The sequence below is a fragment of the Clostridium drakei genome (assembly GCF_000633595.2).
GTDB classification, from domain to species: domain Bacteria; phylum Bacillota; class Clostridia; order Clostridiales; family Clostridiaceae; genus Clostridium_AM; species Clostridium_AM drakei.
In genome coordinates this window covers 55,487-68,299 of the sequence record NZ_JIBU02000014.1, presented here as the reverse complement: position 1 = coordinate 68,299, position 12,813 = coordinate 55,487, and the positions used below count along the sequence as shown (strand labels likewise).

Here is a 12,813-nt window from a genome sequence, read left to right as displayed (position 1 = left end):
TTTATTAACTGTAAAATATACATGGAATTAGAAAGTTTGACTTTCAATTTATTTAATATATGGCTAAATATTGAATCTCATCACTTATAGGAATGTCTTATAATCCTCATAATTCTTTTTCAAAAGCTCTGGAGTATTTAATCCATATGGACATTTACTCATGCATTGATTGCAGTGAAGACAATCTTCAATTTTTCTCATTTTTTCCTGCCACTCTTTAGAAAGATTCATTTCCTTAGGAGCTCTACGAAGAAGAAGGCTCATCCTTGCACAGTTATTGATTTCAATTCCAACTGGACAAGGCATGCAGTAGCCACATCCACGGCAGAAATCACCAGCAAGCTCTTTTTTGTCTTGTTCAATTTTCTTTTTCATATCATCAGTTAAAACAGGAGGCGCATCATTATAAGACAAAAATTCGTCCAGTTCACTTTCTCTCTGTATTCCCCATATTGGTGCAGCATTATCAAATTGTGCAAGATATGCATATGCCGCAGCAGAATCTGTAATAAGTCCTCCTGATAAAGCTTTCATTGCAATAAAACCCATATTATTTTTCTTACAAGCTTTCACCAATTCCACATCTGCATCACTTGCAAGATAAGAAAATGGAAATTGTAAAGTATCATATAAATTTGATTCTATAGCTTCTTTTGCTACTGATAGTCTATGATTTGTAATTCCAATAAATCTTATTTTTCCTTGTTTTTTTGCCTCTAACATTGCATCATAAAGTCCAGATTCATCACCTGGTTTTGGACAAAAAGCTGGATTATGGAACTGATATATATCTATGTAATCTGTCTGTAGATTATCAAGACTCTGATTTAAATCCTTCCAAAAATCCTCTGCTGTTTGAGCTCCTGTCTTCGTACTGATAGTAATCTTGTCTCTAATATAGCAAAAAGCAGCACCAAGCTTTTCTTCACTATCTGAATACCATCTAGCAGTATCAAAATAATTAATGCCATTATAAAATGCTTTCTGCAATAAATAAACAGCATCTTTTTTTGTAATACGCTGAATAGGAAGTGCTCCAAATCCATTTTTACTTACAACTAACCCCGTTTTTCCTAATGTTACATTTTCCATTTAATTTTTACCCCCTGCTTAAGTTTTTTCTATTTTACATGAATAAAAAACTATTGAACTCAAAAAGTTAAACTGCACATTTTAAAAATAATATTCAATTATTTCTATAACGTGCATGTTTTACCTTACTAACATATAGTTTACCACTTAAAGCTAACTTCAAGTCAAGCATTTTTAGGGCAACTATTAAATATCTATTTTAAATCTCTCTGCAATTTCATAAAATTTTTGTGCTTGCTTTACATCTCCATTTTTTTCATGAACTATCCCAATTAGATAATATACCTCTGAACAAGAAGGATTTATGGATAAAGCCTTCTTCAAAATATTATACGCATCTTCATTCCTTCCAGCTTCAATTAATTCCCTGCTGTGCTTTAATAAGCCTTCTAAATCATCTATATTATCATCATTATTAAAAATTTCATTTAGCACTGATTTAACTTTTTCTGCAGTAAAAGGCTTCTGCAAATACGCTGCAGCTCCAAGTCTTGTACAATCCACTGCATTCTTCACTGTAGCAAATGCAGTCATAATTATTACAGGAATATCTATTCCCATTTCCCTCATTTCTTTTAAAACAGAAGTTCCACTTATTTCAGGCATCTTTATGTCCAAAAATACTAAATCAAATTTTTCAATATTTAAAAGTTCCATTGCTTCATGTCCACTTTTAGCTGTAATGACTTCGTAATCATTTATTTCAAGGCATGTAGTAAGTAAAGTTCTAATATTCTTTGTATCATCCACCACTAATGCTTTTTTCATAAATACCTCCTTTATAGCTTAATCATATATAGGAAGAGTAAAGGTAAATTTACTTCCTATATCTAATATGCTCTCACACCAAATTTCACCACCATGAGCTTCTACAATTTCCTTTGCAATGGCAAGACCTAAACCACTGCTTCTCATTTCTAAATTTCCATCTTTCACTTGAACAAACTTATCAAATATTATTTTTTGATATTCATCAGGAATTCCTACTCCTGTATCTTCAACTGAAATATACATTTTCTTGTCCTTTACCCCTGCTTTTATAGAAATTTCATCTCCAGCATTGACATACTTCAATGCATTTGACACTAAATTGTTTAAAGTCCAGGATATTTTTTCTGCATCAATTGTTACCTTTGGAAATTCCTCATTTCCTTCATAATATAGATTTACTTCTTTAGACAGAGCTTGGTCATTAAATCTTTTTATACAATTTTCAATTACTCCAATAATAGAACATTGTTCCATGGTGAATACAGCTTTATCTGATTCAATTTTAGAAAGTTGAAGTAACTCAGTTATAAGACTAGAAAGTCTTTCTCCATCATCTTTCATTGTATCTACAATCGTTTCCTGCTTTTCATTTAAGACTCCTATTTTTTTATCTGTAATCAAACTCAAGCCCATCATTATTGAAGTTAAAGGTGTCTTCAATTCATGGGATATAGTTCCCATAAAATCCGTTTTTACTTTTTCAAGTTGTTTAAGTTTAGTAACATTTTGAAGCAATACAACTATTCCATATGCTTTTGAATCCCTATCTTGTATAGCTGTAGAAATAATATTAAAATAATAATCATTTCCATTTACTTTAATATTCATTATCTTTTCTGATCTTTTTTCATTATCTTCTTTGTAAACACTAGATATATATTCGTACAATTCTCCATTCCTTATGCCTTCTAGAAAATGTTTATTTAAAACATCCTCCTCCTTTATCCCAAAAATATCTTCACAAGCATTGTTTAGCAAAATCATCTTATAATCTGTATCCAAAACAATTAATGGATCAGATATGCTCTTTACAATAGCTATAGATTTGTTTTTTTCCTTCAAAAGCTTCCCCTTATTACTATATTCAAACTGCTGAAGCCTCTTTGTCATATTGTTAAATTCACGAGATAAAAGTCCTATTTCATCACTTGATGCTACAGATATTTCTTTATGTAGTTCACCTTCTTTAACTGACTTTATACCTTCTGTAAGTGTATATATTGGTTTTAAAAATTTATTTATAAAAAATGTTGATATGAAGAAACCTCCTATTACCGCAGCAGAGGATAACCCTAAAATTATATACATTATTACTATAGTATCATTAGTTACTTTATCTTTTCCTCCAAACATAGCCTTTTCATTTAAGGAAGATAAACCCTTTAACTCAGATTTTAAATTGTTATATAAAGTTATAATTTGTTTATTGTAAAAATCAAATGCTTTATCTGTTCCCTGCCTATTCTTTATTGCCTGCAGCTTTGAAAACAGCACCATATATTTAGTATAATCCCCTTTGATCTTGGTTACATAATTTTTTTCTCCTGATTCTGTTATATTATTAGCTTCAATATTATACCATTTGTAAAATTCATCACCATTTTTATAAAAGGAATCAATTCCTATTTGCTCATTGTTAAGATAATTTAACATGTCCATATTCTGTACATCAATAACTTCAATCATATTGTTCACTGCATTTATACTCTTATAATTGTTCACCATCAATCCATCTATAGACTTGCTAATTATATGAAAACTAAGTACAGAAGTAAAACCTACTATTGCAATCATTAAAACAAGACATATATATACTACTGAAATTTTACCCTTAAGCGTTTTTATCATATATCCTCCAATCCACCACTACACTTTGCATTTACTCATCAGTATAAGATTATAATTAACTAAGGTCAATTACTAGAACGAATATTAAATTGAGAAAACAGCAAATATACCTGCGACTTTGCACAATAATTCAATAAGAATATATTTAATAGATAGGAAACTGTAAATTTAGCTTATTTTCAAAACTTCAGCTAAGAAATTATAAGAGATATAATTATTCTAATACTAGGAATTTTTATGTTTACAATTATTTATTCATTATAGAGGTGAAATGAAATGGATAAGGATGAAAAAAAAGGCTTTTTCAAAACTCTGTTTGTATCTTTTGCAAAGTATACTTTAGAGGAAAAAAACACACAAGCTAAAAGCCTGAACAACACTACAGACAAAGGAACTGTTAAGCTTATAACCAAAAATGGAAATATTAAATTAATAAATGCTTGTGATTTAAAAAAAGGAAATATAATTATTGCTGAAACTAATGATATTATTCCCATTGATGGGGAAGTAATTGAGGGCCTGGCACTTGTGGATGAATCCTCAATAACTGGTGAATCTGTTCCTGTTATAAAAGAAGCTAACGGAGAATTCAACCTAGTGATAAGTGGGACAAGAGTTACAATCAACTGGCTTAAGATAAAAGTTACTGAAGTTCCTGTAAAATCTTATTTTGATAAAATAGTTAACGTTTCTGAAAATACAGCCATATAAAAAAGCCTCTTTACATTTGATTCATCTAATGTAAAGAGGCTTTTTTAGAGGACAATTGACAAAGGACATGGGACAATAAAGGTAAGCTTTCTTCCTTACGTCAGAAAACTAATTCATATAAATTGAAGATTTTTCGTAGTATAACGGAGAAAAATCATCCTTCACTGTCCTATGTCAATTGTCCTCTGTCCTATAATAAAAATTTTGTATCTGCAAAGATTAAATTTTCTTTAAGACTGATGCTATTTCAATATTTACTTTAAGAACGTTAACTCTAGGTTCTCCAAATATTCCCAAAGCTTTTCCTTCAGTATATTTGTTTACAATGCTTTGAAGCTCAGCCTCACTTATACCTGTAGCCTTTGAAACAGCTGGCATTTGTATCTTTGCTGACTCGGGACTTATATCGGGATCAAGTCCTGAACCTGAGCTTGTAAGTAAATCTGTAGGTATATCTTCTTTCTTTACTCCAGGATGAGTTTTCAAAAAATCTGCTATATCCTTTTGAACTCTATCAGCTAATGCTTTATTTGATGGCGCAAGGTTTTGTGATCCAGAAGCCACTCCTCCATATGCAGCTTTACCACTTTTATCAGGCTTTGTATCCGCTTCAGTGTAAGTATTATAGTTAACTGCTGAAACTCTTCCATGAAAAAATCTTGGATCAGTAAAGCTTTGACCAATCAGCTCAGAACCAACCTCTTTCCCACCGACAATTATTATACTTCCATTAGCCTTTTTATTCAAAATAAGCTGGCTTATTCCTGTCATAGTTAATGGATATATTATTCCACATAAGATTAGAAATACAATACTTATGAGAATTGATCTTTTTAATGTTTTCATGGCTTTAATCTCCTTCAATAAATTAACTTAAATTCAAGATTCTTAACAATGGTGTTATAATTAAATCTATTACTTTAATGCCAACAAATGGTACTATCATTCCACCAACACCAAATACCATCATGTTTCTAAGTAGAAGCATTTCTGATTTCATAGGTTTATACTTTACACCTCTCATGGCAATAGGTATTAATGCTGGAATTATTATGGCATTAAATATTAATGCTGAAAGTATTGCACTGGAAGGCGTTGATAATCTCATAACATTTAAAATCTGCATTTCTGGTATTTCTACAGTAAATATGGCTGGTATTATGGCAAAATACTTGGCAACGTCATTTGCAATACTGAAGGTAGTTAATGCTCCCCTAGTTATAAGAAGCTGTTTACCAATTTCGACAACCTCTAATATCTTTGTTGGATCTGAATCCAAGTCAACCATATTTGCTGCTTCTTTAGCTGCTGTAGTACCACTGTTCATAGCAAGGCCTACATCTGCCTGAGCAAGGGCTGGTGCATCATTAGTTCCATCACCTGTCATGGCAACTATTTTTCCTTCACTCTGTTCCTTCTTTATAGCTTCTATTTTGTCTTCTGGTTTAGCTTCTGCTATAAATTCATCAACACCAGCTTCTCTGGCAATTGTCTCTGCAGTTAAAGGGTTATCACCTGTACACATTACAGTTTTTATACCCATTTCTCTAAGCCTTGCAAATCTTTCTACAAGACCAGGTTTTACTGTATCCTTTAAATATATAACTCCATATATTTTATTATCTACACATACTACCAGTGGTGTGCCACCTAACTTTGAAACCTTAGTTAGACTTTCATCCAAATCTTTTGGAATTTCACCACCTGCTTCAACTACAAATTTCTTAATTGAATCCTGTGCTCCCTTTCTAACCTTTCTTCCATCCTTCAAATCCACTCCACTCATTCTGGTTTGAGCCGTAAATTCTATAAAATCTAAATTTTCATACTTGGCTGCTTCTACTTTAGTTCCTAGCTTATTTCCAAGCTCAACTATGGATTTTCCTTCTGGAGTATCATCTTTAAATGAAGATATTACAGAGTAATCAATAAGCTCTTCAATTTTAGCATCTGAAACTGGAATAAATTCAGCTGCCAATCTATTGCCATAAGTTATAGTACCTGTCTTATCAAGTATCATTGTATTAACATCGCCACAAGCTTCAACTGCTTTACCTGACATAGCTATAACATTAAATCTTGTTACTCTGTCCATACCAGCAATACCTATAGCTGATAAAAGTCCTCCAATAGTTGTAGGTATAAGGCAGACGAGCAGTGCAATTAAAGTTGATATAAGAATTTTAACACCTGAATACATAGCCATAGGATAAAGAGCTACTAAGACTATTAAAAATATTAATGTTAAACTAACAAGTACTGTGTTTAAAGCTATCTCATTTGGTGTCTTTTGTCTGGATGCACCTTCTACTAATGCAATCATCTTATCAAGAAAAGATTCACCAGGTGTAGCTGTTATTCTAACCTTTAACCAGTCACTTACAACCTTAGTTCCACCAGTAACAGAAGCAAAATCTCCACCAGCTTCCTTCATAACTGGTGCGGATTCGCCAGTTATCGCAGACTCGTCTACAGAAGCAAGTCCTTGTATGACTTCACCATCATTAGGAATTAATTCCCCTGTTTCAACAAGAACAATATCTCCCTTTTTTAATTCACTTGCACTTATTACTTTTACATTTTCCTTATTATCTAAAAGCTTAGCCATAGTGTCTTTACGGGTTTTCTTTAAGCTTTCCGCTTGAGCTTTACCACGACCTTCTGCTACAGCTTCCGCAAAATTTGCAAAGAGAACAGTTATAAATAGAATTAACGCAACAATTAAATTATAGGTTCTTAAATTATTACCAGTATCCCCAAATATGGATGGGAAAAATGTTAGCACTAATGATATAAAGAAACCTATCTCAACAACAAACATAACTGGATTCTTAATCATATATTTTGGATTTAACTTTCGAAAAGATTCAGCTACAGCTTCACCAACTATTTTCTTGGTAATAAATTTATTTTTTTTATTATTACTCATACCAAATACTCCTTATTTAATATTTACAAAATTTATCTTACCTTTGAATTTAATGCATAAGTGTCAAGTGCTCTGCTACTGGACCAAGAGCAATGGCTGGTAAGAAGGTCAATGCGCCAATTATTAAAACAATAACCACTAAAGTTATTGAAAACATGGCATTATCAGTTTTAAAGGTACCAGCAGTTACTGGTATAGCTTTCTTAGAAGCTAAGGACCCTGCCACAGCAATAAGAATTATCATGGACAAATATCTTCCAAGAAACATCACTATTCCTGCTGTAGTATTCCAAAACATTGTATTATCCGATAAACCTTCAAATCCAGATCCATTATTAGCTGCAGAAGATGTAAACTGATAAACTACTTGAGTCAAGCCATGAAAACCAGGGTTTGATATACCAGCTAATCCTTGAGGAACAATTAAAGCTAGTGCCGAAAACATGAGTATCAAGAAAGGATGTATTATAATTGCTAATGCAATTAACTTAATTTCTTTTCCTTCTAACTTCTTGGACAAAAATTCTGGAGTTCTGCCTACCATAAGTCCACATAAGAACACTGTTAATATGGCATACATAATCATGTTCATAAAACCTACACCTTTTCCACCAAATACCACATTCAGCATCATATTAAATAGTGGTACTAGTCCACCTAAAGGTGTTAGAGAATCATGCATATTGTTTACAGTTCCTGTTGTAAAAGCTGTAGTTACAGTTGTAAATAGTGCCGATTGGGGTATACCAAATCTAACTTCTTTACCTTCCATATTTCCCATAAGCTGATTAAGACCTACATGTGCCAAAATTGGATTTCCTGCTTTTTCTGCTAAGTAGCAAACTGGAAGCACAAGTAAAAACAATATGCTCATAGCTGCAAAGATTGTCCAACCCTGTTTCTTATTCTTTAACATTAATCCAAAAGTATAAACTACAGCTCCTGGAAGAATCATCATTGATAATAATTCAATTAAATTTGATATAGGTGTTGGATTTTCAAAGGGATGAGCCGAATTAGCACCAAAGAAACCTCCACCATTTGTACCTAAATGCTTTATTGCTTCAAGAGCTGCAACTGGACCTAAGGCTATATCTTGAAGTTTACCTTCTATAGTAGTTATGGTGTGAGTGCCAGAAAGAGTTTGTGGTACTCCTTGAGCTGCTAGTAACAAAGTGACTATAACTGATAGAGGAAGTAAAACTCTAGTTATAACTCTAGTTAAATCCACAAAGAAATTACCAAGAGTCTTTTGTCTTCCAATAATTCCTCTCATAAATGCCAGTGCTGCAGCAAAGCCAGTAGCAGCAGAAGTAAACATCATAAATATAATCACAAGCATTTGACTTAAGTGAGATAATCCTGATTCTCCACTGTAATCCTGTAAATTAGTATTTGTCATAAAACTTATAACTGTATTAAAAGTAAGTGATTGTTCCATTCCTGGAATTTTATTTGGATTTAAAATAAGACTTCCTTGTGTTCTCAAAATTATATAAGCTAAAAGTGTCATTACACCGTTAACTACAATAATAGAGATTATATATTGCTTCCAGGTCATTTCTTCAGACTTGTCTATTCTACAAACTTTATAAATAAAATTATCTATTGCATCAAAAAAAACATCACCAAAAGCTTTTTCCCTTGTACTAACCTTATAAAGATATTTACCCATAGGAACTACTAAAAGTATAAATATCACCAAAGGTATTATTATTTGTAATACTTCCATTAAAGTTTCCTCCTAAAAACTATTATTTTAAAATTTTTCAGGGTTAAAGAGTGCATAGCATAAATACACAAACAATAAAATAGTTATTATAATTAGTATCCACATTTTTTAATTCCTCCACATATTAATCCTTCTTATTTTCAATTTGCCCATCACACCATTCAATAAAAAATCTCAAGGCTACAAAACCTATAAATAGAACTGCAGCAAACATAATATCCAACATATTAAAAACCTCCTTTAATCATGAAGTATTAATTTTAATGTATTTCCCCCAAATGCATACCCAGATTATACTTTCATCAATGTAAAATTTAAAATTTAATATTAATCTTAATTTAAAAAACTCTAATTTATTAAGAACAGTTTAAGCAAAATATACCTATAATTCTTAGTAATTTTTACTGTTTTCTTAATTTAACCTTAGTATCATAAATTGACAATGCATTAAAAAAAGGAGTAAAATTACTATGTTTATACTCCAAATATATCTTAATATTCTGATTTTTAATCATTCTAATCCAAATACTTATTAAACGTTAAAAAATGTTAGATTTAACTACCTATTTAGCTTTAATTACATCTTACATTATGGATAACATTTTAATTATTTTCTTATTAAATTTTAAATAACTTACCCCAAACATTATAATTACTAATTGTAAATTACTTAACATAATAGAAAGGGGTATTAAATAAATGAAAGGTTTAACACTATCTATAATTATAATAATCATCTTAATATTGTTACTACCTGGTAATTCTCACTCAAATCCTTACTATGGTAAATATTTTTGTCAGACAAGCACTTCTATAATCTTAGAATTAAAAAAAGATAACAACTTCACTCTAGTAAATACCTTTGGAAAAGATGAAGAAAGTGTATATGGTAAATATTCAATTGAAGATAACAAAATAATACTTATACCCAATAATTCCTTTTCTCGCCTATTCAGTAATAAACATATAAATGGAAAAGTAGAAGGAACAAGAATTTCATTTTCAAATTTTTCAAGCAAAGGAAGCCTTGTATTCAATAGGCATTAGCTCTATATATAAAAGGATTGTTTCATTAAGAATAAATATATAATAATATATATTCTTAGTGAAACAATCCCTTTCATATTAAATCATTTGGTATAACATGAACTTCTATATCTCTTGTATGCTTTAGTAGTCTTGTAACCGTCGAACCTCTTAATAAAGTTTCTATCTTTGTTCTTGTACTATGTCCAATAATAATCTGTGTTATATACTTTTCAGTTGCAAACTGAGCTAATTCCTTTGATATACTCTTCCCAGTCAAATTTACAACTTCTGCACCTAACTGCCTTGCTAATTTAAAATGTCCTTCTAAAGTAGCAGCATCCTTTTCAGTGATTTTTGGTGCAAAAATTCTTTTACTATTTATATTAACCACAATCCATTCACATTTAAATCTCTTTGCTATTCTAGCACCTCTTCGAATAAGTTTTTTAGATGTTGGACTAGGACTTATGCATACCATTACTCTTTCTATCACATGCCAGTGTTCTTTAATTCCATGTTCTTTTCTATATTCTTCAAGATCTTCATCAACTTCTTCGGCAGTTTGACGGAGGGCAATTTCCCTAAGTGCATTTAAATTGCCTAGTCTAAAAAAGTTTTTAAGAGCTCTAGCAATATTGTCATTTTTGTATACATATCCTTCTTTAAGTCTACTTTGAAGAGCTGCTGGTGCAATATCTATTACTACTACTTCATCTGCTTTTTCTATAATTTTATCTGGTATAGTTTCTCTCACAGTGATACCTGTAATTTGCCTTATTACATCATTAAGACTTTCCAAATGTTGAATATTTAATGTAGAAACCACGTTTATTCCTTGGCTTAAAATATCTTCAACATCTTCATATCTCTTTTTATTTTTAGAACCTGGTACATTTGTATGTGCTAGCTCATCTATAAGCACAGTATCTGGTTTTGTTCCTATTATAGCCTCCGTATCCATTTCTTCCATTGCCACATTGTTATACTCAAGACTCTTTCTAGGCACAGCTTCAAGATTACCTATTTGACTTTCTGTTTCTTTTCTCTGATGAGACTCTAAATAACCAATTATTATCTTTTCTCCTTTGTTAAGTCTACCATTGGCATCATTGAGCATAGCATAAGTCTTTCCTACACCTGGAGCATAACCTATATATATTTTTAAGCTTCCTCGTCCTTCTTCCGTTAACTTCTTTAATGCTTCCTCTGGAGTAGTCCTCTTATAATCATTCTTCATTTACTTCAACCTCTAAAGCAACTATAATTTTTGCTTTTAATATTAGTTTTCATTTTTCACATATTTAAGAAATCCATCTTCCATAATTAAATTAAGCTTTTCTATTTCATATAAATAATCCATATAAGATTTTAACATTCTTTCTATAACGTAATATTTATATACATCATTTATATTGATATGAAATCTTTTAATGACAACTTTCATAACCTCTTCCATAGTCATAGCCTTATCTATTGCTTCGTATATTCTCATTGCTCTGCTTTCATAAAAATCAATGTTATCACTTATTAGTTTTTTAATATCATCATACATTCCTTTATGTGCAACTACATATTTACTGTAATTTAAGTCATAAAGCTTTGCCTTGCTTTTCATGTCTTCACTCAATATGTAAGCATAAGGCATCTTTGCCCCCTTCATTACTTCATAGCTTATAAGAGCATCCCCCATATATGCAACATCATCAGGTGTTATAATACATATGTGTGCAGGGCTGTGGCCAGGTGTATGAAGAATTTTAAAATTAACCCCACATATTGATACATTATCTTGATCTTCAGCTATTCTTATATCAGTTTTACAAATCATATGTCCAAAATGTTCCTTTACTTCCTTCAAAGTTTGACTTCCATAATAAAGCTTAAGATTAATCTCAGAACTACAAATATTAGCCTCATAAGCAGCCATGGCAATTATACAATCATATTTATTTTTTAAATATGTATTATTTCCAATATGATCCACATGAGCATGACTATTTAGAATAGCCCTAACCCTAAAATTATTGCTTTCCAAAACTTCCTCTATACCTTCACGCTCTCCATTTTTCCAACCAGTATCCAACATAATAATTTCTTCATCATTAATTTTATAAAATGGTATGTATGACATTCCAGTGTCAATGCAATATGTATTCCCTTTAACTTTCAATATCTCCAATTAAATTTCTCCTTTGTAGCAAATAATATTATAGTTAGATTACCTCAAATTTTATTTATTTGCAATTCTTAATGCTATTTTCCATAACCTTTTCCATTAGCTTTTGAAAAACATCACATTCTATATCACTTAAACCCTCTGTTATTTCACGATGCCACCGATCTTTTATTTCTAATATTTTAGGATAAATATTGAGTGCTTTATCTGTAGGAAAAATATTAAATGCACGTCTATCATTTGAATTTGTAATTTTAGTAATAAAGCCATTTGCTTCAAGCTGAGATAAAACCTTTGCTACAGTACTCTTATCTATAATCAATTGTTGAGATAATTCATCCTGAGTGTACCCTGGATTTTCACAAATACAAACTATATACATAAACTGTCCACTGCTAATTCCTATTTTTTCAAGCTGTTCTGTATAAAATATTTGTGAACGTCTGTGTGCCACAGAAATATATTTTGATAAATTTTTCATAATAGTTCTCCTAATTTCAGTTTTATATGCAACTTTAATTTTAA

12 protein-coding genes are annotated in these 12,813 nt (G+C 30.9%); 2 read left to right on the top strand and 10 right to left on the bottom strand.

The features are described from left to right. Positions 1–84: 84 nt before the first annotated feature. From EG57_RS0208765 to EG57_RS0208755, 3 genes are all read right to left on the bottom strand, one after another. Positions 85–1,092, bottom strand: coding sequence for an aldo/keto reductase (locus tag EG57_RS0208765; RefSeq protein WP_032076858.1), 1,008 nt, complete (start codon positions 1,090–1,092; stop codon positions 85–87). A gap of 186 nt (positions 1,093–1,278) precedes the next feature. Then, entirely contained in the window at positions 1,279–1,860 is a 582-nt protein-coding gene (locus tag EG57_RS0208760) for a response regulator (RefSeq protein ID WP_032076857.1), read from the bottom strand. An 18-nt stretch (positions 1,861–1,878) separates the two neighbouring features. Next, the gene (locus EG57_RS0208755) at positions 1,879–3,711 is read right to left on the bottom strand and encodes an ATP-binding protein (RefSeq protein ID WP_032076856.1); all 1,833 of its coding nucleotides are present in this window, start codon (positions 3,709–3,711) and stop codon (positions 1,879–1,881) included. Positions 3,712–3,987: 276 nt separating this feature from the next. On the opposite strand from EG57_RS0208755, the gene EG57_RS0208750 reads away from it, so the two are divergent. Further along, positions 3,988–4,422 carry a P-type ATPase actuator domain-containing protein gene (locus tag EG57_RS0208750; protein WP_032076855.1) on the top strand — a complete coding sequence of 145 codons (435 nt, stop codon included), beginning with the start codon at positions 3,988–3,990 and terminating at the stop codon, positions 4,420–4,422. Positions 4,423–4,641: 219 nt separating this feature from the next. Here EG57_RS0208750 and EG57_RS0208745 read toward each other — a convergent pair whose 3' ends face one another. From EG57_RS0208745 to kdpF, 4 genes are read right to left on the bottom strand one after another with little or no spacing between them, the layout of a single operon-like run. Continuing rightward, on the bottom strand, positions 4,642–5,268 hold the full coding sequence (locus EG57_RS0208745) for a K(+)-transporting ATPase subunit C (RefSeq protein WP_032076854.1): 627 nt from the start codon (positions 5,266–5,268) through the stop codon (positions 4,642–4,644). A gap of 22 nt (positions 5,269–5,290) precedes the next feature. Further along, a complete protein-coding gene (gene kdpB, locus EG57_RS0208740) occupies positions 5,291–7,351 on the bottom strand; it encodes a potassium-transporting ATPase subunit KdpB (RefSeq protein WP_032076853.1) in 2,061 nt (686 codons plus the stop codon). 49 nt (positions 7,352–7,400) lie between these two features. After that, on the bottom strand, positions 7,401–9,083 hold the full coding sequence (kdpA, locus tag EG57_RS0208735; protein ID WP_032076852.1) for a potassium-transporting ATPase subunit KdpA: 1,683 nt from the start codon (positions 9,081–9,083) through the stop codon (positions 7,401–7,403). A 27-nt stretch (positions 9,084–9,110) separates the two neighbouring features. Continuing rightward, positions 9,111–9,188 carry a K(+)-transporting ATPase subunit F gene (kdpF, locus tag EG57_RS27460; RefSeq protein ID WP_084572196.1) on the bottom strand — a complete coding sequence of 26 codons (78 nt, stop codon included), beginning with the start codon at positions 9,186–9,188 and terminating at the stop codon, positions 9,111–9,113. A 594-nt stretch (positions 9,189–9,782) separates the two neighbouring features. On the opposite strand from kdpF, the gene EG57_RS0208730 reads away from it, so the two are divergent. After that, positions 9,783–10,130, top strand: a complete 348-nt coding sequence (locus EG57_RS0208730; protein ID WP_032076851.1) for a hypothetical protein — start codon at positions 9,783–9,785, stop codon at positions 10,128–10,130. Positions 10,131–10,203: 73 nt separating this feature from the next. On the opposite strand, the gene EG57_RS0208725 is transcribed toward EG57_RS0208730, so the two are convergent. Genes EG57_RS0208725 through EG57_RS0208715 form a run of 3 tightly spaced genes read right to left on the bottom strand, consistent with a single transcriptional unit; the run spans position 10,204 to position 12,769 of the window. Further along, positions 10,204–11,349 carry a universal stress protein gene (locus tag EG57_RS0208725; protein ID WP_032076850.1) on the bottom strand — a complete coding sequence of 382 codons (1,146 nt, stop codon included), beginning with the start codon at positions 11,347–11,349 and terminating at the stop codon, positions 10,204–10,206. Between the two features lie 42 nt (positions 11,350–11,391). After that, entirely contained in the window at positions 11,392–12,291 is a 900-nt protein-coding gene (locus EG57_RS0208720; RefSeq protein WP_032076849.1) for an MBL fold metallo-hydrolase, read from the bottom strand. A gap of 55 nt (positions 12,292–12,346) precedes the next feature. Beyond that, positions 12,347–12,769: a MarR family winged helix-turn-helix transcriptional regulator gene (locus EG57_RS0208715; RefSeq protein ID WP_029159820.1), complete on the bottom strand. Its 423-nt coding sequence runs from the start codon at positions 12,767–12,769 to the stop codon at positions 12,347–12,349. Positions 12,770–12,813: the final 44 nt, after the last annotated feature.

Coding starts and splice junctions, on each gene's coding strand:
- EG57_RS0208765 (WP_032076858.1), bottom strand. CDS start 1,092: ATGGAAAATGTAACATTAGGAAAAACGGGGTTAGTTGTAAGTAAAAAT.
- EG57_RS0208760 (WP_032076857.1), bottom strand. CDS start 1,860: ATGAAAAAAGCATTAGTGGTGGATGATACAAAGAATATTAGAACTTTA.
- EG57_RS0208755 (WP_032076856.1), bottom strand. CDS start 3,711: ATGATAAAAACGCTTAAGGGTAAAATTTCAGTAGTATATATATGTCTT.
- EG57_RS0208750 (WP_032076855.1), top strand. CDS start 3,988: ATGGATAAGGATGAAAAAAAAGGCTTTTTCAAAACTCTGTTTGTATCT.
- EG57_RS0208745 (WP_032076854.1), bottom strand. CDS start 5,268: ATGAAAACATTAAAAAGATCAATTCTCATAAGTATTGTATTTCTAATC.
- kdpB (WP_032076853.1), bottom strand. CDS start 7,351: ATGAGTAATAATAAAAAAAATAAATTTATTACCAAGAAAATAGTTGGT.
- kdpA (WP_032076852.1), bottom strand. CDS start 9,083: ATGGAAGTATTACAAATAATAATACCTTTGGTGATATTTATACTTTTA.
- kdpF (WP_084572196.1), bottom strand. CDS start 9,188: ATGTGGATACTAATTATAATAACTATTTTATTGTTTGTGTATTTATGC.
- EG57_RS0208730 (WP_032076851.1), top strand. CDS start 9,783: ATGAAAGGTTTAACACTATCTATAATTATAATAATCATCTTAATATTG.
- EG57_RS0208725 (WP_032076850.1), bottom strand. CDS start 11,349: ATGAAGAATGATTATAAGAGGACTACTCCAGAGGAAGCATTAAAGAAG.
- EG57_RS0208715 (WP_029159820.1), bottom strand. CDS start 12,769: ATGAAAAATTTATCAAAATATATTTCTGTGGCACACAGACGTTCACAA.